Genomic DNA, 21,905 nt, shown 5'->3' with positions numbered 1-21,905 from the left:
CTGGATGGCCCTAAGCAACTTAGGATAGCGGTGTAGAACTACGCAACTCCAAGCCATAAGACAAAGTCGCATCGTGCGCACTTGCTTCGTAGCGCTTTGGCCGCTTCTGGCCAGTAAGCAGACGTCATTCGGCTAGCCGAGCTACCGAAGCTCACTGCGCGATGTAGATCCCTCCAAGCGCCGAGCGCCTGTGCATTCAATTCGAATGAATCAGAAGCAAAAGACACACTGTTGTTATATACAGTCACTGGCGCTAAGATGTCACCGTGCTCGCTTCCGAGCACCACCGACCTCCGCTCGGAACCTTTCCTCACTTTTCGAGCGGCCCCGCAGACAGATTCGCAGAGAGAGATGTGCATTGCATGAAAGCGGCGCTCGACGGTGCACGAACACCGCCGAACGCCTAACCAGCCACCTTAAAGAGGAAGATGACATGGCTAAGCACGATGATACTTCCAAACCGCGCCGTTCACGACGCAGTCCAACCAGGGCGCACGCGGAGCCATCCACCCGCGCGGCGCGCACCGCGCGCAGCGTACTTACGCCGCCGCCGCCGGCAGAGCCACCGCGAACATTAGAGGAGGCCATCGAGAACGTGGGGGCGCTGCTGATGCAGATACGCGCGACGCTGCACTGTCTGTCGGATGTGTTGCTGTACGCGGATGACGAAGACGCGGAGTTGCACGCGGAGGTGGCGAAGGCGCTGGAGAAATGGGTTAACGAGGCGGTCGTGGAGTTGGATTTGAAGAAGCTGCGGCCGTTGATCCAAGCCGCGGGCAAGGGCGATGGCGGAGAGCCTAGCGAGGGCGAGCCGGATGCGGCAGGGCACGGGCCGTACATGGTGAGAGAGCCGACGCCTGTTTATATGGTTTGAGTTAGCAGGCCGGAGTCCTCTGCCGCCGACCCAACCACGGCGGCAGAGGAATGCAAAGATCGAGAAGAGTCGTTTCTGGAGAAGCATCATGATCCAGGAAGAAGTCGGCCAGTACGACGATTACCAGACGCGGCTTGCCAAACGGCAGGCACTCGAAGCGCTCGGCGATGAGATCGTCAAGCTCGCGGGGCATTTGAACGCGGCCAACTATCGCTTCCTGACGCTCATCGCGGAATGGGACCGCCAAAAAGGGTGGGGCGGAGATGGCGCCACGGCGTCCTGCGCGCATTGGCTCAATTGGAAGTGCGGTATCGACATGGGCGCGGCGCGCGAGAAGGTGCGCACGGCACATGCGCTAGCCAATCTGCCGAAGATTGCCGCGGCGATGGAGCGCGGAGAGTTGAGCTATGCGAAGGTGCGCGCGTTGACGCGCGTGGCATGCCCGAATACGGAAGAGACCTTACTGATGTACGCGCTGCATGGCACGGCGGTGCACGTGGAGCGCATCGTGCGCGACTTCCGTCGATGCAAGGAGGCGGAGGAGCTGGGACGAGAGGCGCAGCAACAGGCGGATCGGAAGCTCACCTGGTTTCACGATCAGGACGGGATGCTGGTGATCAAGGCGCGGTTGCCGGCCGAAGCGGGCCAGATGTTTATCAAGGCGATCGAAGGCGCCATGGAAGAAATCTCAGCGGACGTTTCTGCGGAAACGTCATCTGTTAAATTGCGTCCTCAGCCGACGGCCGGGAAGGCAGATGCTCTCGCGATCTTGGCGGAGAGTTATCTGGCGCATGGGCCGGCCGCGATGAAGGGAGGCGATCGACATCAGATCGTGGTGCATGTGGACGCGGAGACGTTGCGAGACAGCGCTCCCGGGCGATGCAACTTTGAACACGGGCCGAGTATGGCTGCGGAGACGGCCCGGCGGTTGTCTTGTGACTGCAGCGTCGTTCCTATTGTAGAAAACGAGGACGGCGAGCCGCTCAATGTGGGAAGAAAGACGCGAAGTATACCGCCCGCGCTACACCGCGCGCTCAAGTCGCGAGATCGCGGCTGCTGTCGTTTCCCGGGTTGCACCAACACGCGATTCCTGGACGGCCATCACATTCAGCATTGGGCGCATGGTGGCGAGACGAAGCTCTCCAATCTCGTCAGCCTTTGCAAACATCACCACCGACAAGTGCATGAAGGAAACGTCGTGGTCTTGGTGTTAGACGACGGCGCGATTCGTTTCGTGACGCCGACTGGCAAGTCTTTCGACAGCACGGCCCCCGATCACACCCAGCCGCTCGGAGATTGGTATCAGCTGGTCGAGCAGCATGAAGAGCAGGGCTTGCACATCGACCGTAAAACGGCGGCGACTCGATGGGACGGAGAGTCCTACGATCACGCATGGGCGGTCGAGGCTTTGCTAAATCGGGCGCGACAAAAACGATAACCGGATCGCGACCGCCGGAAACGCGACGACCGGAGACGATGCAGATTTCTGTGCGACCAGCCGCTGCAGTTTTGCAGTAGCCGGGTGAGGTCGGGCGCTTGCGGCTGACGGGCGCGCCTGCCCGCCAGCGCGCCAATCCCCGCAGCCTTTCAGGTCTTGATCATCTGATACATCTGAATCAAGTTGCCGCACGTATCCGAGAACACCGCCATGATCACCTCGCCGGCGGGCGTCGGCTCGATGGTGAAAGTCACACCCTTGTCTTTGAGGCGCTTGACCTCTGCGTGGATGTCCGTGCTCTCGAAGGCGGTACAAGGAATGCCGTCTTTCAACAGGGCGGCTTGATAGGCGCTTGCGGCGGGGTGGCTGTTCGGCTCGAGGATCAGCATCAGATCGTCTGGCCCTTCGGGCGACACGACCTCGATCCAGCGCGCGCCCCCGATCGGGAAGTCGCGCTTCTTGATGAAGCTGAGCACCTCCGTGTAAAAGCGTACGGCTTTGTCCTGGTCGTCGACAAAGATGCTGACCAGTTTGATTCTCATCGACGGGCTCCGTAGTTCCGAAAAAGCTCCGCCATGATGGCTCAGATCCTTCGCAAGCGCTTCTCGAAAATTGCGATTGCCTCGGGCCCGCCCATCAGCAGCAGGCACGACGGCGGATGCGGCGTCCAGTCGGGAATGTAAACCGATCGGCGCAGGCTGCGTTGATAAGCCGCAGGTGAGATGCCCATCTGACGTGAGAACAGCGAGCTGAAGGATCCCAGGCTGGCGAAGCCGAGCTCCAGGCAGACTTCCGTCACCGAGTGGCCGCGCGCGAGCAGTCGCTGTGCGTTGGACATCCGTTGGCGCGTCCGGAACTGGTGCGGAGTCTCACCGAAGGCCGCGGCGAATGTGCGAATGAAGTGGTAGGGCGACATGCTCGCCTCGCGCGCAGCCTGGCCGATCGAGACGCTCGGCTGGGTCACATCGCCGAGCAGATCGCGAGCCTTGCAGAGCTGGTTGAGTCGATAGGCCGGTGGCATTGAGTCTCGCGTCGGAGCGTTCGTTGCTGATGGCGAAGGATCCGATCATAACGTGGAGCACGCCCGGCCGAGCCGGAGTCGCAGGACTAAGATAACGGAATGGAACGACAAATTTCGAGCACCGCAGATGTGAGCCCCGGAGCGTCGCAAGCGGATGCGCGATCCGAACCGGCCGCGCAACCCGAACCGGCTGCGCCTTCCGAACAGGCCGCGCCATCCGAACCGGCTGCGCCTTCCGAACAGGCTGCGCCATCCGAACCGGCTGCGCCTTCCGAACGGGCTGCGCCATCCGAACCGGCTGCGCCTTCTGAACAGGGTAGGCGATCTGCACAGACTGCGCGACGCGCCAACTGGCGAGGATGGGTCCGGCAGGGATTCAGAGCCAGCACGCTGCGACCTGTACTGCAACTCCCCGAGGGCCCCGGCGCGTGGCCGATGTTGCTGCTGGTGGCTGGGTCGACCGCGATTGTGACAGCTGCTTCAAGATACGAAGTGGACGGCCCGGCGTGGTTCGATGTCCGCTCCTTTCTGTTCGGCTGGGCGCCCAGCGCGCTGCTGATTTTCGGGCTGTGGTCGGTGCTTGAATGGACACGTGAGAAAGCCGCCCACGCCTCACCCGTGGCCGCTTGGTATCTGCTCTTCACGATCGCCTCGGTCCCGATCACTCTGCTCGGAATCGCCGTGCGCGCCTATCAGCCCGGATGGTGGGAGCAGGGCGACACGTTGGCCTGGGTGTTCTACGGGGCGCTCTGGTTCTGGCTCGGCATAGCGATGTGGCGAATATCGCGAGCAGTCACGCGCTCGATGCTCGTCGCCGCGAGCCTGCTGGTGTACGCGATCATCGTGCAGATCGCCGCCAGTTGGCAGATCTCCACCCAGGCATGGCAACCGCTCGAGTCGTACGAAGACGAAGAGTACGCATCGCTCACACTCAGCCAGGAGGTGTTCGAGACTCAGCAAACGTTGCTGCAAGGCTCGTTGCAAGCCATCGTTCCGTCCACGGGCGACAAAAGACAAACGTTCGGTTTGATCTATGCGCCGTACGCCGAGGACGTGTTCCTGCGCGAAAGCGCCATGGTGAAGCAGGTGCTGGAAGAGCGCTTCGGCGCTTGGGGGCGCGTCGTGCGCCTTGTGAACAATGCGACCACCGCGAATGAGTTTCCGTGGGCGACGACTCGCAACCTGGAGCGCAGCCTTCAGGCTTTGGCCAAGGCCATGAACCCCGAACGCGACGTGCTGGTCATCTATCTCACCTCCCATGGCGGCGCCGATTTCAAGCTCGCCGCGGAGAATTGGCCGCTGCACGTCGAAGATCTGACGGCGGACGAGCTGCGCTCGATGCTCGATGAGCTGGGCATCCGCCATCGCGTTATCGCCGTTTCGGCGTGCTACTCCGGCGGCTGGATCGAGCCGCTGCGAAACGACGATACGCTGGTCATGACCGCGGCCGACAAGGATCACACTTCCTACGGCTGCGGTTCGAATTCCGAGCTCACCTTTTTCGGCCGCGCCGTGTTCGACGAGCAGTTGCGCAAGACATTATCGTTCGAAGAGGCGTTCAAAGCCGCCGTCCCCGTCATCAAACAACGCGAGATCGACGGCAAGAAAGACGACGGCTTCTCCAATCCTCAAATCTCCGTCGGCAGCAATATCCGAACCGTTCTCGACGAACTCACCGCCGGGTGAGATTAACTCGATGCGGTTGGAAGGTCCGCCAGTAGCAGGCCCATATAGATCTCGTCGGTGTAATGAGGGTCGCCGGCGCGCTTGTAAGCAGCGCGCAAGCGCCCCTCTTGCTGGAAGCCAAGCTTGGTGTAGAAGGCGAGCGCTCGTGGATTGTCGGGCTCCAGTTGCAACTCCAATCGCAACACGCCTTGTTTTTTCAGCAGGGCGATCGTTTCTTCCATGATCTGTCGCGCCACCCCCGTCCCATGCCAATCCGGCGACACCGCGAAGGTGCCCAGGTAAGCCACATGCGCCGCGCGCCCGGGCTGACGCGAGCTCCGGATGAAACCCGCGACTTTGCCATCGCGCTCGAAGACGTAGAACGAGCGGCAATCCAGCAGCTCTTGAAAGATTGGAACGAAGGCTTCCGCAGGCATGGGATCGTACCCAAGGTACGGAATCACCTCGGGATGCATGTAGATCGAATAGACGGCGTCCCGGTCCGCTGGCGTCGCCAGTCGCAGCATGGCCTCACCTCATTGGCGCGAGCAATTGTTCATCACGATACGATACTCGCCCGCAGCGGCCGGAAGAAATCCCGAATGTCCTGCGCGAGCAATTCAGGCTGCTCCCAGGCGGCGAAATGACCGCCGCGAGGCAGGCTGGACCAGTGCACGACGTGGAATGCGCGTTCGGCCCAGCTGCGCGGCGGCATGGGGAGCTCCTTCGGCAGATGAACGATGCCGCAAGGAGGAGTGATTCTCTGGCCGGCCGCGAGGTGAAAAGGATGTTCCTTGGATTCGCTGTAGAACCGCATGGCCGAATGCGTCGTGCCGGTCAGCCAGTAAAGCATGATGTCGGTGATCATGTCGTCTTTGGTGAGCGCTTCGTCAGGCTCCAGGCGGCAGTCGCTCCAGCTGCGAAACTTCTCGACGTGCCAGGCCGCGAGGCCCGCGGGTGAGTCGGTGAGCGCGTAGCTCAAGGTGAGCGGTTTCGTTCCCTGAATGGCAATGTAGCCGCCCTCAGTGTCGGCCCATCGGGCCACGCGAGCGAGATATTCCTCTTCGGCGGCGCTCAACGGCGCATCGTTCGGGCCGAGCGCGGGCCGGAAGCGTGTCGAGAGATAATTCAGATGCAGGCCGGCAACTCGGTCCGGGTGCCGGAGCGCGGTAGCGGCACTGATCCAGGAGCCCCAATCGCCGCCTTGTACACCGAAGCGCGAATAGCCGAGCGCAGTCATCAGTTTCGCCCACAGATCTGCGACAACGAAGACGTTCGTGCCTCGTTTCGAAGGGCGGCTGGAGAACCCGTAGCCCGGAATGGAAGGCGCGATGACAGTGAACGAATCCGCCGGATCCGCGCCGTGCGCCGCCGGATCCGTGAGCAGCGGAATGATCTCGAGCATCTCGACGACGCTACCCGGCCAACCGTGTGTCAGCACGAGTGGCATCGGCGCGGGACCCGCACCGACTTGATGGATGAAATGGATGCGGTGCTCGTCGAGCTGCGCGGTGAACTGCGGAAACGAGTTCAGTCGCGCCTGTTGAGCTGGCCAATCATATTTGTTGAGCCAGTAATCGACGAAGCGCTGCATGTACGCGACCGGCGGCCCGTACCGCCAGGGTTCGGCGGCGACTTCATCGGGCCAGATCGTGCGATGAAGTCGCTGCCGAAGATCGTCCAGTGCCCGCGGTTGCGCCTGGAAACTGAAGCGCTCGATCTCGGTCGTTGTCATGAACCCTCCTGTCGCGCAGTCAGTTTACAAGTGGCGTGCTGACTGAACCTGCGACAAAAGGTGTCGACAAACTATGAGACGAAGTTATAGCTGCGCGTCACCTCAGCGCGAAATCGATCGCTGCACAGGCCGCCGTCACCTGAGCGGCGTTGCATTGCTCGGGTGTGGCGCGCGGGCTGTCGGGATAGACCTCGGTGGTCGTGGTGTATCGCGCGCCCGTGATCCCAGCGCATAGTCCGAGTTTTCGCATGGCGTAGTGAATCACGCCGGGCGAGACGACGTCCGAGCCGATGATCTGGCCTTTTTCATCCGCGGGTGCGATGTGCGTCACCTTGCTCACCGCCTCGATGATGGCGCGCTGGAATTCAGGTTGCGGGTTCTCTGTATCGTCGACGAGATAAAAGCCGTCCGGAATGATATCCGGCTCGGACGTCTTGCCATCGCGCGCCGCGAGGGCAGGGCGAAACTCGGTTTCGTCGGTGTCTGTCGTCTCGTGCAGATCGACGTGTACAAGGAAGCGACCGCGCAGTGGAGCGATCAAGCGCATCAGTGCGGCCGATTCTTCGGCGGGGCTGTTCTCGCGGAACGAGCGGTTGGGGTCGATGGCATTCGCATTCCATCGATGGATGCGCTCATACGCCCAAGGGCTCACGCAAGGAGCCACGAGCAGATTGATTCGACCGGCATAGTCTGCGGCGCGCTCCTCGAGGAACTGCAGCGCCCCGTGCACACCACTCGTTTCGTAACCGTGCACGCCGCCGGTGACGAGCACGACCGGAAGATCGTCGCGCCAATCGCGGCTGCGGACGGCGTACAAGCGATACTGGTCGGGTGGATAGCTGAGCTGCCCATATTCCGCGACGTCAAATCGCTCGCCGAGACGCTCGACCCGACGAACCACATCTTCGATGTAGCTACGATGACGAACCTGACGCGATAGCCACAGTGCACGCTCGGCATCGCCCCAGGGGACGCCGGGAGTGCCAATGGGATACGGCGCGGATGTGGCGGTCATGATGCGAGCAACTCCTGTCCTGTGAGGGCCGCTACTTTAGCGCAGAGCGCGCTCCTGCGAGAGACACCCTTGACCGGGCGGCACGACTGAGTTGCCAGGCTTGGAACGCGCGGCCGCCTCTCTCATTCTGCAAAGACCCGGCAGCACCGGGCCCGAGTAAATATTTTGTTAGCCGACTGGACGAGCGCATGACCGACAAGCCCACTGTGACTTCTGACTACACGCCCCCGAAGGTCTGGACCTGGAGCAAGCCGAGCGGCGGCCAATTCGCCAATATCAATCGTCCCGTCGCGGGCGCCACGCACGAGAAGGACCTGCCAGTCGGGCGGCATCCGCTGCAGCTTTATTCCCAGGGCACGCCGAACGGCCAGAAAGTCACGATTCTGCTGGAAGAGTTGCTGGCGCTCGGACACACGGGCGCCGAGTACGATGCGTGGCTGATCCGCATAAGCGATGGCGATCAGTTCGGCAGCGGCTTTGTCGAAGTGAATCCGAACTCCAAGATTCCGGCGCTGGTGGATCGCTCCGGGCCACGGCCCATTCGCGTGTTCGAGTCCGGCGCGATTCTGCTTTATCTCGCCGAAAAGTTTGCAGCGTTCCTGCCCTCGCAGCCTCATATGCGTGCGGAGTGTCTATCCTGGCTGTTCTGGCAGATGGGTAGCGCGCCGTTCGTCGGCGGCGGCTTCGGTCATTTCTATGCGTATGCGCCCGAGAAGATCGAGTACGCGATCGATCGCTACGCCATGGAAACCAAGCGTCAGCTCGACGTGCTCAACCGTCGGCTGGCGAACCACGAGTATCTGGTCGGCGATGAGTACACTATCGCCGATATGGCGGTGTTTCCGTGGTACGGCGGCATGGTCAAGGGCTGGCTCTACGACGCCGGCGAGTTCCTGTCCGTCCACGAGTATAAACATGTGCTGCGCTGGGCCGACCTGCTGCTCGCCCGTCCCGCGGTGGTTCGTGGCCGGATGGTGAATCGCACCAGCGGCGATCTCGCCAGTCAGTTACACGAGCGTCACGATGCCAGCGATTTCGAAACCAGGACGCAGGACAAGCTCACGAGCCCATCGCGTTCGCAATGAGATGCGCTCGCGTTCAGCCAGCTGGCCGGGCTTGCAGAGCACGTAAGCTGATCGCTTACTTCAAGAGAATATCGGACAGGGTGATATCGTGCTTGACGGGCACATCATGCCGGCTTCGAGCATTAACACGATCACCGGATCGTCTATCGCAGCGAGGGCCAACGCCATGAGCATGCATCGAATCGCAAAATCGCAATGGGGTGGCTTCTGCCGCCAGCTCAGCGTGGAGTTGCCCACCAAGCGCGCCACCATCGAAGTGGCCTCCGAGGACCTGGGTGTGCAAATGGAGGCGCACTGGGTACCCGTTACCGGCGTAATTTACGATGCCGACGACGAGGCGCTCGAGTTCATCCTGGACGATCTGGAACACCTCGTATTCCATCCGGTCGAGGTGTACGCGGAGTATGGAATCGCGGGCGTCGAGAGCCTGGCCATCGTCGAGCACGACGCCATGCAGATCGTCACTTTGCGGGTGCCGACCATGCTGCCTGCACCGTACCCATTGCACTGAAGCGGAAGATTACGGGCGCGAGTTTTCCAATGCGGCGTGCAGCGCCTGGCCCAGGCGCTCGCTGGTGTAAGGCTTGCTCACGCACAGCGCCGGATCGATACCGAGCGCGCGATCCCTCAACTCGTAGCCGGTCGCGAACACGACAGGCACGCCACGTGAGCGCAGAAAGTCAGCCAAACCGAAGCTCATCTGACCATTGACGTTCACGTCCAGCAGAGCGACGTCATAACGCCCGACCTGAGCGCGCTCTTCAGCTTCGCTCAGAGTCGACGTCGTTTCGACCTCCCGGGCTCCGAGCTCGTGCAGAATCTGCTCCGCGTCGAGGGCGATGAGAAACTCGTCCTCCAGCAGCAGTACGCGAGCGCCATCGAGAGTCCGCATCAGTTACTCCTAAACAGACGACCTAGAACCGCATCGACCTAGAACCGCATGGACAACGTGCAGTTCAAGCCGCCGTCGGCGAGCCGGTAGTCGCACGCACCCTGCAGGTCATGAACTACCGCGCTCTTGATGAGCCGGGTGCCGAAGCCCTGCTTTACGTCCGCAGGAGAAATACCGGCCACCCCGCTTTCGATCCAATGCAAGGTGAGCGCCTTGCCTTGCGCGTCGACGTTCACCGTCCAAGTCACCGCAAGCCTGCCGCCTTCCCGAGCCAGCGCACCGTACTTGGCGGCGTTGGTAGTCAGCTCGTGCAAGGTCATCGTCAGGCTCAGCGCGTGCTTGGGCGGCAGTCGAACATCCGGACCTTCCAGTTTGATCCGATCGTGCTGTTCGTAAGGTGTGAGCTCCGCTTGCAGAATGTCGCGCAGGGAAGCGTCTCGCCAATCGCGCAATGTGAGCAGCGTATGCGTGGCGGCCAGCGCGCCGATACGACGCTTCAACGTCTGCACCAGATCGCCACGATCGGTCTTCGAGCTGACGGTCTGGTTCACGATCGACGCCACGGTCGCCAGCGTGTTTTTCACACGGTGCTGCAGCTCGTCCATCAGCCGGCGCAATTCCTTCTCCAGCCGCCGCACTTCTGTCACGTCGGTGAGCACCACGCCGACCGCAGTGGTGCGGCCGTCTTCCTCGTAGGGATAGAAGTCGATCAGGAAGTCGCGCATCGCTTCGTCGCTCATGCGCACGGTCGCATCGATATTCACCGTCTCCTTGGCCTGATCGAAGACTTCCTTGATCGGAGTGGTCATGCGCGTAGCCAGCGCCGGAATCATGTCCTGGAGGGTGCGTCCGATCAGCGCCTCCATCTCGTGACCGGCGACATCGGCGAAGCGCTGGTTGACGCGCAGAAAGCGCATGCTGCGATCCACCGTGGCCATCCCGATGGGTGCGGTCTTGTACAGGGTTTCGATCTCCTGACTGCGCTGCCGGGCGAGATCTTCGTTGCGCGCCAGATCGGCCTGCGCCTGTCTGACCTTGGTCACATCCGCGAACACCATGATCACGCCGTCGTTGGCGGCGTTGAGGTCTTGGTAAGGCAGCACGCGCAGGACGTAACATTCCTTGCCGCCGTCGATCAGCAGTTCCCGTTCGATCGGCTCGTCGGTTTCCAGCACCTTCGCGCCGAGCGCTTCCAGCTCGCGATGATCGGCGCGCGACACAACGTCCGAAAGCGGGCGGCCGCGGTCCTGCTCCTGAAAGCGGAACAGCGCACGCGTGGCCGGCGTGAAGCTGCGAATTCGCATCTTGCGATCGAGAAAGATCGTGGGCACCTGAGTGCTTTCGATGAAGTTCTGCAGATCGCTGTTGGCGCGCGCCAGCTGATCGACCTTGTTCTTGAGCTCCTCGTTGACGGTGGCCAGCTCTTCGTTGGCCGACTGCAGCTCCTCGTTCATCGACATCATTTCTTCGTTGGAGCTCTTGAGCTCCTCGTTCGAGGTTTCCAGCTCCTCCACGGTCGTGCGCAGGCGCGAGCGGGTCTCGTCGAGCTCGTCTTCGAGCTGCTTGATGCGATCTTCCTGAGAATAGCCCTCGGCCTGCACATCGCCGTCGAGTGCCGCCTCGGGCGTGGCGCCGGCGTCCTGGAACACGAGCAGCACTTCGTCGTCGTTCAGCGGATCGGCGATCACATCGACCAGCGTCGCGTTGTCCTCATCGACCTCGATCGTGACATCGCGCTTGACTGTCCGCTTCCTGGTGGTGCGTGCACCTTCGAGAACGGCGCGGACCGCGGAGCGCAGCCCTCGCTTGGCGAGGTCGGTCACTCGGGTGGACGGCGTTCCTTCGGCCAGCTCCAGATATTTTCCGGTGCGACTCGAGGCGCGAACGATGTCGTTATCCCCGTTGACTACGACGTGCGGCGGCGCATAGCGCTCGAGGATTCGACGCGAGGCTGAATCGGGGCGCTCGGATTGAATTCTATGACGGTCCGCGGCGGCATCTGCCGCCGCCATCGCCAGGGGCTGAACGAACAGCGGCATCGCAACCGACTGACGATGCACGCCGCGCCGTCGATAAACCTTTGCCGACGCCTCGACGGTATCGAAGATATCGTTGCGTGCGGCGATGTTCTCGGCCGAGCCCAGGAACAACCAGCCATCCGGCTTGAGCGCGTAATGAAACACTGGAATCAGCCGCTGCTGCAGGCTCGTGTTCAGATAGATGAGCAGATTGCGGCAGACGATCATGTCGACGCGCGAGAACGGCGGATCCTTGATCAGGTTGTGATTGGAGACGCGCACCATGTCGCGCACGCTCTGGGTCAGCACGAAGTCGTCGTCCTGCGCGTAGAAATAACGATCCAGCAACTCCAGCGGCACGTCCTTGACCGCGGACTGCGGGTAGCTCGCCAGGCGCGCCTTGTGCAGCATCGCTTCATCGATGTCGGTGGCGAAGATCTGCACCGTGGGGCGCGCGGCCATCCGGCTCATTGCTTCGGCCAGCAGGATGGCGATGCTGTATGCCTCTTCGCCGCTCGAGCAGCCCGGCGTCCAGATCCGAACGGTGTCGCTCGCTCCCTTGTCGCGCAACAGCTCCGGGATCACTTCCCGGCGCAGGAAGTCGAACGCTTCGGCGTCCCGAAAGAAACAGGTGACGTTGATCAGCAGGTCGCGAAACAGCAGTCGCGCCTCGTCGGGCTTGGTTTGCAGACGGTCGAGATACTCTTCGCCGGTGGAGGCGCCGACCACCTGCATGCGTCGCTGCACGCGGCGAAGCATGGTGCTGCGTTTGTACTGGCTGAAGTCATGCCCGAGCCGGTGGCGCAGCAGCTCGCACACTCCGAGCAGAAAATCGGTGACATCGGGCAGACTGACGACGCTCGCCTGAGCCCGCTCGAAGTAGTCGCGAATGGCGGCCGGCATGTCGCCCACCGGCAGGATCTGATCGACCAGCCCGGTGGCGACGGCGCTCTTGGGCATGCCGTCGTACTTCGCGGTGTCCGGTTCCTGCACCACTGTCAGCCCGCCGGCTTCCTTGATGGCGCGCAAACCTTCGCTGCCGTCGGCGCCGGTGCCTGAAAGCACCACGCAGGCGGCGTTCGAGCCTTGATCGACGGCCAGGCTGCGGAAAAAGACGTCGATGGGGCGGCGGAAGCCGCGAGGCTCGGAGAAGCCGCTCAATCTCAGCCGCGCCTTTTCGATGGTCAGCTGGGCATTGGGCGGAATCAGATAAACGCAGTTGGGCTCGATCGCCATGTTGTCGCTGATCTGGCGCACGGTCATGGACGTGCGGCGCGCCAGCAGTTCGGCGAGCATGCTTTCGTGGTTCGGATCCAGGTGCTGGACCAGAACATAGGCGAGGCCGGCGTCGGCCGGAGCCCCGCTCAGGAAGATTTGAAATGCTTCCAGGCCGCCGGCGGAGGCGCCCAGCCCCACGACCGGGCACGGCGCCGGATGCGCGCCGAGATTCGGCCGGTCAGGTGACAATAAGCCTGGACTGTTGGCAATTTCTTCGACTTTTTCGGTCATCGTGAATCGGGACTGCGGCCGCTGGCGCAGTCATTCAGTACGGTCCCGCTGCGGAGCTTTCAACGCGGAAACCGTTCGCTCTGTTCCAGGGGCGCTGCAAAAATTGCAGCACACAGAGCAAGGGAGCGCCTCGTTGCGAGGCGCTCATGGGCCGGACGAGATTCGGCTAGAACACGCTCCAGCGCACCGACACGCCGGCGGTTTGCGCGTCGTAACGGCGGTTGATCCGATTGCTGTCGCGGTCGCTGCCGCGATAGCTGAGCTCGATGGCGAGCTGGTCCCGAGGCTTGTATGTGAAGGTGAACAGGCCGCTCAACACATCGTCGTTACGCTGCTCGCCGACCAGCTCCAGATCGCGCGTGTTCAGGTACTCCTGGTCTTCGTACGCCACCGACAGCGCCAGGCTGAGCTTTTCGGTGGGGCTCCAGGTGGGCGCCAGGCTGAAGCCGTCGGAGATGAAATAATCCGACTCGACGTCGGTATAAGCCTTCAACTCGCTCCAGGCCGAGAACAAGGTCGAGAACTTTTCGCGCGGCTTCCAATCGATTTCCGCTCGCCAGGTATCGCCTGAATAGCGGCCTTCCGGATTCGCCGGGCGCTCGCGCTCCACATAGCCGGCGCTGACGCGGAATTGCGTGCGTACCGTGGCGGTGTAAGTGAATCGTGCGAGGGCGGCGTTTTCCTCGTAGTCGCTCTCCGAGGCGCTGGCGCCGGGAGCGATCACCGCGTTGGGAAACTTCGCATCGATGTATCGGTACTCGACGCCGAACGAGTGGAACGACGGGGTAGCGTAGTCGAGGCTGATGCGTCCGATGTCGGCTTCGACGTTTTCGTTCTCGCGCGTGTCCAGGTCGTGCTCGGTTTCGGCCCGGCCGCCGCTGGCGCTGATCGACCAGCGCGGGCCGATCTCATAACGCACCAACGCGTTGTAGTTGATGGTCTCGATCAGGTCGCGCTCGGTGCCTCGGGTGTTGGCGAAGTCCGCCAGTGTGCGGCCGTAGCCGCCGGACAAGCGGCCCGAGAAAACGGTGAGCGCGCGAAAATCGAACTGCGCCGTGGCGTCGCCGCCGGTGAAATCCAGGTAGTCGTTGTCCTGGTACCGGGCGTCGAACACGCGACCTTTGAGCCGCAGCGTCTGCTGGCCCATGTGGAAGTCGTTGCCGAGACCGACGGTGATGCGATTGACATAGTCCTTACGCGACACCTCGCGGGGGACCGAGTTCGGATCGTTCGGATCGGCAGGGATCGTGTCGAGGTCTTCGCTCTCGGCCTCGCGAAACAGGTTGTCGTCGTAGACGTACTGATCGGCGATGTAGAAGTGTTCCTCCTCTTTCTCGTCGGGCTGCGCCGCGAGCACTGCCGGGCTCACATGGCACAGGGCAGTGCCAGCCGCGGCCAGGCACAAGGTATTGCGACGAAGTATCACCTTCGCAGTCATCGTTCCCCTCCTAAGCATCTTTCATGAATAGGCGCATGACGTCGCGATCGGCGGGCATCAAATGGATGTGGGTGAGCGCCAGGAAGATCACGGCGCCGCCGGCGCTCAGGCCGATCAGGCGCGCCAGCGGCGGCAGTTGCAGCGCCTGCAGCTCGATGTCGGCAAAGTGAAGCAGTGTCGCCATGATCAGCGACTTGGCGATGGCCGGCAGCACCGCGCCCAGCAGGCGCGGCACGCTCTGTTGCATCAGATGTAACAACACGCCCAACGAAATCACCGAGTTGACCAACGTCACCACGAAGTACGCCGCCGCCACGCCCATCAGTCCCCAGTGCACGCCGGAGATGAAGCCGGCGACATGCAGCACGCTGCTGAGCACGCCGAGGCGAAACAGCAGGTCGGTGCGGCCAAGCGCCTGAAACACCACGCCCCCGGCGCTCACCAACGATTGAATGAAACCGATCGGCGCAAGCCACAGGATCAGCGCCGCGACGGTGTCCCAACCGTCGCCGAGCGCAACGTCCACGAACGGCTCGCGCAGCACGAACAGGCCGGCCATCATCGGCGCCGTGAAAAACGAAATGACCGACAGCAATCGCAAATGCATTGCGCCCAGTTCTTTGGGCGAGTGCTGCTGGCGGCTCATCATCGGGAACAGCGCGCGCGTGGCTACAAACGTGAGGTTCTGCAGCGGGAACAGCATCACGCGATACGCCAGAGAGTAGGGACCCAGCGCGGCCGGTCCGAGCATGCGCCCGATGATCATGGTGTCGGCATTGCGCGAAAAATAATTCACCAGATTGAAACCGAACAAACTCCCGCTGTAGCCCCACAAGCCCCTGGCGTGCTCGCTGCTCCAGCCCCATTTCATCTTCATGTCCGAGGCGATCCAGAACTGGATTCCGGACAGCACCGCGACGGTGAGTGTCTGCAGCACCAGGCTGTACGCTCCAGCGCCGAGAAAAGCGGCGGTCACCGCGACCGCGAAACCCGTCAGCAACGCAGTGATCTCGATGCGCGCCACGGTGTTGAATTTCGAGGCGCGCTCCAGCAGCGCCTGGTGCACCGTCGAGCCGCTGAGAAACGGAAACGACAGCGCGCTCAGCTGCACCAGCGGCGCGAGTCCGGGCGCCTTGAACACGCCTTCGAGCACATGGGCGAAGGCCAGCAGAATCACGCTCAGCCCGAGGCCGATGCAGCAATTGCTCCAGTGCGCCGTCAGCACCGTCTGCTCGTCGAGCACATCGCGCTGGATGATGGCCGAGGCGGTGCCCATGTCCCGCAACAGCAGCGCGAAGTTGTTGATCGCGAACACGATGGCGACCAGGCCGAAATCAGCCGGCGTCAACAGGCGCGACAGGACCAACAGGGCCAGCAGTTGCACGCTGATCCGCGTGATCTGGATCATTCCGACCCAGCGCACATTGCGTACCGCCGACATCAGCGCTCCTGCCGACTCGCCGCGGCACTTGGGGAAACCAGATCAGCCGCGGCAGAAGTGACTTGCGATCTGCTTCGCGGGCCCAGAGCGCGCTCGAATTTCGGCCGCAGCCAGCGGCCCACGACCCGGTAGTGACGTTCGAACGCCACATACAGCAAGTACGCGCAGACGTGAGCTGCGATGACCGCGATGGCCACGTGTGTCCAGACATTCTGGGTTTTCACGTGCTCCAGCACCAGAATTAAGACGGTGTTATGGATCAAATACAAACTGTAGCTATACGACGCCAGGAAATTCACCGACCCGCGCAGCGCTCCGGGTACCCTCTTTACGCACATGAGCAGCGCCAGCACGCCGAACATGACCAGCGCCATCAAGGTGGCGGTCTGAAAATCGTAGGGATGGAAGCCGATCTTGCCGGCGCGCCCGATCAGCGCCACGGTTCCGAACACGGCGACGATGGCTCCCACCGAGCGGATGTTGGGATAGCCGTGCGAGCGCCATACATGAAACAGATAGCCGGCGATGGCGCCCAGCAGCCAGATCAGCGTGAGTGACTTGCCGCCGCCCGCGGCCGCATTCCAGATCAGCACCGGCAACGCGATGGCGGCCAGCGCCGCCCCGAGCCAACGATCGATGCGCTCGCGCTTCAGGACGCAAAACACGAACATGCCCATGGACACGTAGATCCACATCTCGATGGCCACGGTCCAGAAGGGCTCGGCGGAGTTGTAGGAGCGGATGCGCCATGCCACGTCCATGCCGGCGAGCTCCAGGCCCTGGAACACGGCGTGATCCTGCAGCAGGAGCAGATTGCCGATGAATGTGAGCACGCCCGTGTTGTCGCCGCCCTGGCTGTGATTGGTCGCGATGAAGACGTTGGCCAGTGTGATCAGGATCAGCGCCGGCACATACGGCGTCATGATGCGGGCGACGCGATCGGCGACGAAGCCCGGCAGGCGCGGCTCCGGCTTGTGCAGCCAGTTCAGCATCGACTGCATGATCAAAAAGCCGGACAGCAAAAAGAAAATCGCCACGCCCAGGTTGCCGAATCGGTACGGATCGCGAATCTGCAGATACAACGCGATCACATGCGCGGCGATCACCATGTTGGCGCCGGCGGCGCGCAGGGCATCCAGGTAGGCGGAAGCCATCTCGCTCATGGCGTGACCGTCAGCGACTTTGCTGCTGGGCGTGCTCATGGCTCACATCACTCCCGCTCGCCGCAGCTGCGGCTCGAGCAGTTCTTTCCAGCGGTCCTGGCCGGCCGCGGACAGATGCAACAGATCTTTGCCGAAGTAGCTCGGCTCCGGAGTGCCTTGCTCGGTCACCATGGCGGCATACAGATCCACCAATGTGACGTTCCTGGTCTCCTTGGCGATCTGGCGCACGCCCTGATTCAGTAGCTGGCGCTGCTGCTCGTCCACCGGCGCTTTTGGGTTGGCGCTCGGCGGCACGGTGCACAGGAACACCGGCGTTTGCGGCGGCAACCTGGCGTTCTTCTGCGCCAGCATGGCGCGGATGTTTTCAAGCGTAGCGCTCGCCGGCTGACGCGCGGTGAGATCGTTGATGCCGATCAGGATCACGATGGCCTTGGGATTCAGGTCCAGCACGTCTTCCTGGAAACGAAACAGCAGCCCTCGGCTCACGTCGCCGCCGATGCCGCGATTGGCCACCAGGGTGCCGGAAAAGTCCTTGCCGAGCGTCTTCCAGTTGCCGGTGAGCGAATCGCCGGCGAACACGACGGCGCCTTGTTTCTTGGCGCGCTCGGTCCAGAAGAAATTGCGGTTGTCTTTCATCCAGCCGAACACGCGCACCACGCCTTTGCCCGGCCAGTCTTCGACGCTCGAAGGGTAGGGCGTCGGGCCGGATTGCGTCGGCTCGGATGGATTGGCGACAGCGGCATTGATGGGCGTTATCAACACCGTGGCCAGGGCCGCGGCAATGTGCAGGGCGAATCTCACGATCGCGCTCCAAGGCGCGAGCGGAGCGCGCCGTAATAACGAAGGCCGAGGCTGTGCTTGAGTAACAAACTCACGGCATTCGGCAATGCCAATGCTCCGGAGCAGACGGACAGCGCCAGTCGCCACGACCAGCGCAACTTTCCAGCCGCGCCCGGCGTCGGGCCGACGCTGCGGATTTCCAGGCCCAGCCTCTGCGACAAGGTGAGTTGAGGATGATGGCTGAGGAACGTGCGCATGACCGACGGATCGGGATTGGCGCTGACGCGTTTCGGATTGCCGACGTTGCGCCATTCGACCAGCGGCTGCGGGCAAAACACTGCGCCAACCCCGGCTTCGCCGAGCGTCAGCACAAAATCCAGATCCTGGAAGCGGCGCAGCTGTTCATTGAAGCGACACTTGTCGAGCAAATGGCGCGGCACCATCAGCGAGCTGGTCTGCATGATGTTGCCCGACTTGAGCATGTAGTCGGCGAGGCTTCCGCCCGGCAGCGGCTCGCGCTTGGGCAGGATGTGTTTCTCGCCATATTCGTTTACCTGCTCGACCGCCGTGAAACAGAACATTTCACGCGTCTGCGTGCGCAACGTCGCCAGCTGATTGGCGAGCTTGTTCGGAGCCCACAGATCGTCAGCGTCAAGGAACGCGACCACGTCGCCGGTCGAGTGATCGATGCCTCGATTGCGAGCCGCGCCGCCGCCGCCGTTCTTCGGGCTGCGCACCACCAGCAGGTCGGGGCCGGCTACGGCCTCGGCTTGTTGGATGGTGTCGTCCTTGGAGCAATCGTCGACCACTACGATTTGCGTGGGCCGCAATGTTTGCGCGCGCGCGGTAGCGATCGCCTGCTGGATCGTGTCACGCGAGTTGTAAGCCGGTATCACCACCGACACGGTCTTGAACGCGCTGTACTTCATGATGCTCTCACGCCGCCAGATGCTGTTGCATGGCTGGATAGGTCAGCGATGTGGCCAACGTTTCGCTGCCCACCGAGCCGCCGCTCAGGCGCGCCACTTCATACGGGCGATCCTTACGCGGGCCGGCCAGATGAATCACGGACAAAGGACGATGTGGAGCCGCGGGCTCGCACAACAGTTTCGATTCAGCGTTCCAAACAGGCGTGCTCAGATGCGGCAGCCAGTTGAAACGCGCCGGCAGGAACGCCGTTGGCAGCCGGCCGAGATGAATCGCCGCGAACAACGCGTGCTGATCCATGTTCACCTTGCCGGTGCGCTCCAGCGCCTTGGTGTAGTAGCGCTGCCATTCTTTCCAGTGAGGCGCGTTGTCCCTGAGACACAGCACGCCGATGTTGATGCTGGTCGCGAACGAGCAGCGCAGGCCGTCGATCGGGCCGAAGCAGGCCACCATGTTGCCGGCCCACCATTTCCAGTCCGTGAAGGTCTTGCGATAACCCGGACCGTCTTCGGTGACGACCGCGGCGCCGCGTTGTCTTGCCCCCTGCACATAGGCGGTGACGAACTCCGGCGTCTGCATCCACGCGTCGGCGTCGAACCACAAGTAAACTTCGTAGCCGGTGAAGTAATCGCGCAGCGCCGTGCGGGCCACCAGGCCGATATTGCGCAACTGACGCGCCTCCTGCGGCACGGGCAGCGTCCATTCCGGGCGGATGATCTTGCAGCCGAGCGCGAGCAGCTGCGCGCGTTGTTCGTCCGTCAACCCTTGATCGATGATGCCCATGTCGATCGCACTGGTTTGTGCGTGCGCGCGCAGAGAGCTGATCGCCGCGATCATCCAGGGAAAGAAATGAGCGTCGCCGCCCGTGATGATGATTTCGCGACTCAAACAAAATCTCCTATTGCCAGCGGAAGCTCCGACCGTGAAGATGTTCTCGGCGAATCTTCTGTCGCGCGTTGACGCGCGATCACCGAGAGGTATGAATGAGCATCATGGTGCTGGCGGCCGCCGCGGCCGCGACTTGTACTGCCTTGCTGGGCCAGCCCATCGATCCGGCGCGGCCTTACAAACAAACCGGCGAGTTCGAGCTGGTCAAGGACTACACGTTCGGTCGCGCGCGTCAGGACGCCACCATCTCGCAGCGCCCGCAGCTCGATCAGGAATTTTTCTATCGTTACATCTACGAGAACGGCAAGCTGGACGGCCTCAAGACCTACTGGTCGTACCATCGCGACTACCCCGACGGCGACCCGCGCTCGCTGCACGTGTTCGACGATTGCACGCTGACATTGAAAGGTCGCATCCCGCCGGGCGGCGGCCTGAAACCGCGCGGCATTGAATCGGGCATGCTGCGAGGGAAGCTGCCGGTGACCGACGGCATGTACATCGAAATGCGAGCGAAGCTGCCGCGCGGCGTCGGCGCATGGCCGGCGTTCTGGCTGAACCCGGGCGTGCAATATCCTGACGGCAAGTTTTCCGAGCTGCCGTGGCCGCCGGAAATCGACATCTTCGAATTTTTCAACTGGCAGGGCCGCCCCAAGACGCGCGTCATGACCGGCTACGTCCAGGTTCACAAGAACCCCGAGCGCTACGGGCCGCCCAAGGACCTGTTCACCAAGTTCAAGAACAACGAGTATGTCCCCGGCTTCGATTTTTCCGAGGACTTTCACGTGTTCTCGCTCGATTGGGTCAAGGACAAGCCGATCTGGCTGCTGGACGGCGAGCCGATCAAACAAACCTATTACATCTGGAGCAAACCGGTGCCCGCGCACATCCTGGTCACCAACCAGCTCGGCATGGTGCTCAAGGGCGTCGATGTTTCGGCCATGCAGGCCGACGAGTCGCAGTGGAACTACGTGATCGATTACATCCGTGTCTGGCGACGGAAACCGTGAGAAGTGGAACGGCTGCACCGGCGCACTCACGACCCGCTGACGGGAGTTCGGGAGGAGCGCAGCTGCTGCTTCACCCAGCCTTTGGCGAGGCCCAGCGGCGCCCGCAGTCGCCATAGCGCGCTCTTGGCCGTCGCAGCGATGTGCGACGCGCCCGGCATCACCATGGTCATGTCGTCGATGCACAGCACGGGCTTGCCCGAGCCAGTGGCGATCTCCTGGGCCTGGCCGAGGTTGCTCTCGTAGAACATGGTGGCGCCGGTTTCGCGATAGACGCGAATCTTGTGAGCGCAGTGCGCACCGAGACGGATGCGCTCTGCCTTGCTCGGCAAGTCCACCAGGTGCAGCTGTCCATAGGAGATGTTATTGGCCGCCAGCCAGTCTTCGGTCAGGCTGCGATATTTCTCCAGGCGTGCCGACACGATGTGGCCGATGCGCAGCGTCGGTCGGAACAGCGGGATGGCGTTCGCCAGCCACTTCTCATAGCGCGGGCCGTCGTCGTTGTCGTGCGCGGTCGGGTCGACGCACAATACGCCGTCCAAATCGAAGCAGGCGTTCTCCACGCAGGCGTGATGAAAGGCGTTCCACTCGAACAGCCGGGGCTGCGGCATGGTGATGAAGGAAACATCCACGCTGCTCTTGTGGGACGGCGCGACGATGGCGGCGCAAGTCGAGATGCGACCCGCGTAGCCGGAATCCTTGATTCGCGCCAGCGCCTTCTGCATCGAGCCGCCCGTCGCGATGCTGTCGTCGACCAGCAGGATGTGCCGCGCCTGGCGCAACGAAGTGAGCGACACACCCAGCTTGCGGGTGTGACCGTGACTGATGGCGCCATCGAGGAGGAATCCGTCAATGTCACAAACCAGGCGGTTCAGGAACAAGCCGATCTGATAGGCCGGCACCATGCCACTGCGAGGAATCCCGACGATGAGATCCACGTCCTTCGGAATGGTGTACAGCTGCGATCGGATCGCAGTCGACAGCTGGGCAAAAGAAACGTAACCGAACATTC

General features: G+C 62.3%; 20 protein-coding genes. 6 read left to right on the top strand and 14 right to left on the bottom strand.

The features are described 5' to 3' along the window. Positions 1 to 433: 433 nt before the first annotated feature. On the top strand, positions 434 to 874 hold the full coding sequence (locus JM946_RS00500) for a hypothetical protein (protein WP_203165185.1): 441 nt from the start codon (positions 434 to 436) through the stop codon (positions 872 to 874). An 88-nt stretch (positions 875 to 962) separates the two neighbouring features. After that, positions 963 to 2,312 (top strand): HNH endonuclease, encoded by a 1,350-nt coding sequence (locus JM946_RS00495; protein ID WP_203165184.1) that lies wholly within the window; start codon positions 963 to 965, stop codon positions 2,310 to 2,312. 149 nt (positions 2,313 to 2,461) lie between these two features. Here the strand turns inward: JM946_RS00495 and JM946_RS00490 are convergent, their stop codons facing one another. Both JM946_RS00490 and JM946_RS00485 read right to left on the bottom strand, forming a co-directional pair. Next, a complete protein-coding gene (locus JM946_RS00490) occupies positions 2,462 to 2,854 on the bottom strand; it encodes a VOC family protein (protein WP_203165183.1) in 393 nt (130 codons plus the stop codon). Positions 2,855 to 2,895: 41 nt separating this feature from the next. Further along, the gene (locus JM946_RS00485; protein ID WP_203165182.1) at positions 2,896 to 3,333 is read right to left on the bottom strand and encodes a helix-turn-helix transcriptional regulator; all 438 of its coding nucleotides are present in this window, start codon (positions 3,331 to 3,333) and stop codon (positions 2,896 to 2,898) included. A gap of 435 nt (positions 3,334 to 3,768) precedes the next feature. Between JM946_RS00485 and JM946_RS00480 the strand changes: the two genes are divergently transcribed. Beyond that, on the top strand, positions 3,769 to 5,019 hold the full coding sequence (locus JM946_RS00480) for a C13 family peptidase (RefSeq protein WP_203165181.1): 1,251 nt from the start codon (positions 3,769 to 3,771) through the stop codon (positions 5,017 to 5,019). A gap of 2 nt (positions 5,020 to 5,021) precedes the next feature. Here the strand turns inward: JM946_RS00480 and JM946_RS00475 are convergent, their stop codons facing one another. The 3 genes from JM946_RS00475 to JM946_RS00465 all read right to left on the bottom strand — a co-directional run bounded on the left by JM946_RS00475 (position 5,022) and on the right by JM946_RS00465 (position 7,748). Beyond that, a complete protein-coding gene (locus JM946_RS00475; RefSeq protein ID WP_203165180.1) occupies positions 5,022 to 5,525 on the bottom strand; it encodes a GNAT family N-acetyltransferase in 504 nt (167 codons plus the stop codon). A gap of 32 nt (positions 5,526 to 5,557) precedes the next feature. Continuing rightward, positions 5,558 to 6,733, bottom strand: coding sequence for an epoxide hydrolase family protein (locus JM946_RS00470; RefSeq protein WP_203165179.1), 1,176 nt, complete (start codon positions 6,731 to 6,733; stop codon positions 5,558 to 5,560). 97 nt (positions 6,734 to 6,830) lie between these two features. Continuing rightward, on the bottom strand, positions 6,831 to 7,748 hold the full coding sequence (locus tag JM946_RS00465; protein WP_203165178.1) for a M14 family metallopeptidase: 918 nt from the start codon (positions 7,746 to 7,748) through the stop codon (positions 6,831 to 6,833). Positions 7,749 to 7,936: 188 nt separating this feature from the next. On the opposite strand from JM946_RS00465, the gene yghU reads away from it, so the two are divergent. Then, positions 7,937 to 8,833 (top strand): glutathione-dependent disulfide-bond oxidoreductase, encoded by an 897-nt coding sequence (gene yghU / locus JM946_RS00460; RefSeq protein WP_203165177.1) that lies wholly within the window; start codon positions 7,937 to 7,939, stop codon positions 8,831 to 8,833. Between the two features lie 166 nt (positions 8,834 to 8,999). Next, positions 9,000 to 9,344 (top strand): DUF5335 family protein, encoded by a 345-nt coding sequence (locus JM946_RS00455; protein ID WP_203165176.1) that lies wholly within the window; start codon positions 9,000 to 9,002, stop codon positions 9,342 to 9,344. A 9-nt stretch (positions 9,345 to 9,353) separates the two neighbouring features. Here JM946_RS00455 and JM946_RS00450 read toward each other — a convergent pair whose 3' ends face one another. The 8 genes from JM946_RS00450 to JM946_RS00415 all read right to left on the bottom strand — a co-directional run bounded on the left by JM946_RS00450 (position 9,354) and on the right by JM946_RS00415 (position 19,889). Continuing rightward, positions 9,354 to 9,725: a response regulator gene (locus JM946_RS00450; protein ID WP_203165175.1), complete on the bottom strand. Its 372-nt coding sequence runs from the start codon at positions 9,723 to 9,725 to the stop codon at positions 9,354 to 9,356. 38 nt (positions 9,726 to 9,763) lie between these two features. Then, positions 9,764 to 13,252 carry a chemotaxis protein CheB gene (locus JM946_RS00445; protein WP_203165174.1) on the bottom strand — a complete coding sequence of 1,163 codons (3,489 nt, stop codon included), beginning with the start codon at positions 13,250 to 13,252 and terminating at the stop codon, positions 9,764 to 9,766. A 166-nt stretch (positions 13,253 to 13,418) separates the two neighbouring features. Beyond that, on the bottom strand, positions 13,419 to 14,690 hold the full coding sequence (locus JM946_RS00440) for an outer membrane beta-barrel protein (protein ID WP_203165173.1): 1,272 nt from the start codon (positions 14,688 to 14,690) through the stop codon (positions 13,419 to 13,421). A gap of 10 nt (positions 14,691 to 14,700) precedes the next feature. Beyond that, positions 14,701 to 16,131: a lipopolysaccharide biosynthesis protein gene (locus JM946_RS00435; RefSeq protein WP_203165172.1), complete on the bottom strand. Its 1,431-nt coding sequence runs from the start codon at positions 16,129 to 16,131 to the stop codon at positions 14,701 to 14,703. After that, on the bottom strand, positions 16,131 to 17,333 hold the full coding sequence (locus JM946_RS00430) for an acyltransferase family protein (RefSeq protein WP_203165171.1): 1,203 nt from the start codon (positions 17,331 to 17,333) through the stop codon (positions 16,131 to 16,133). The genes JM946_RS00435 and JM946_RS00430 overlap by 1 nt, the downstream gene beginning before the upstream one ends. 3 nt (positions 17,334 to 17,336) lie before the next feature. Next, positions 17,337 to 18,095: a GDSL-type esterase/lipase family protein gene (locus JM946_RS00425; RefSeq protein WP_203165170.1), complete on the bottom strand. Its 759-nt coding sequence runs from the start codon at positions 18,093 to 18,095 to the stop codon at positions 17,337 to 17,339. Further along, on the bottom strand, positions 18,092 to 19,003 hold the full coding sequence (locus JM946_RS00420) for a glycosyltransferase family 2 protein (protein ID WP_203165169.1): 912 nt from the start codon (positions 19,001 to 19,003) through the stop codon (positions 18,092 to 18,094). Before JM946_RS00420 ends, JM946_RS00425 begins: the two co-directional genes overlap by 4 nt. Positions 19,004 to 19,010: 7 nt before the next feature. Next, the gene (locus JM946_RS00415) at positions 19,011 to 19,889 is read right to left on the bottom strand and encodes a glycosyltransferase family protein (RefSeq protein ID WP_203165168.1); all 879 of its coding nucleotides are present in this window, start codon (positions 19,887 to 19,889) and stop codon (positions 19,011 to 19,013) included. Between the two features lie 95 nt (positions 19,890 to 19,984). On the opposite strand from JM946_RS00415, the gene JM946_RS00410 reads away from it, so the two are divergent. Next, entirely contained in the window at positions 19,985 to 20,896 is a 912-nt protein-coding gene (locus JM946_RS00410) for a glycoside hydrolase family 16 protein (protein WP_203165167.1), read from the top strand. A 26-nt stretch (positions 20,897 to 20,922) separates the two neighbouring features. Here JM946_RS00410 and JM946_RS00405 read toward each other — a convergent pair whose 3' ends face one another. Beyond that, positions 20,923 to 21,903: a phosphoribosyltransferase family protein gene (locus JM946_RS00405; protein WP_203165166.1), complete on the bottom strand. Its 981-nt coding sequence runs from the start codon at positions 21,901 to 21,903 to the stop codon at positions 20,923 to 20,925. Positions 21,904 to 21,905 lie beyond the last annotated feature (2 nt).

This window comes from Steroidobacter gossypii (assembly GCF_016801985.1).
Lineage (GTDB): Bacteria > Pseudomonadota > Gammaproteobacteria > Steroidobacterales > Steroidobacteraceae > Steroidobacter > Steroidobacter gossypii.
The sequence above is the reverse complement of the archived record's forward strand: the minus strand, read 5'-3'. Positions and strand labels throughout refer to the sequence as shown.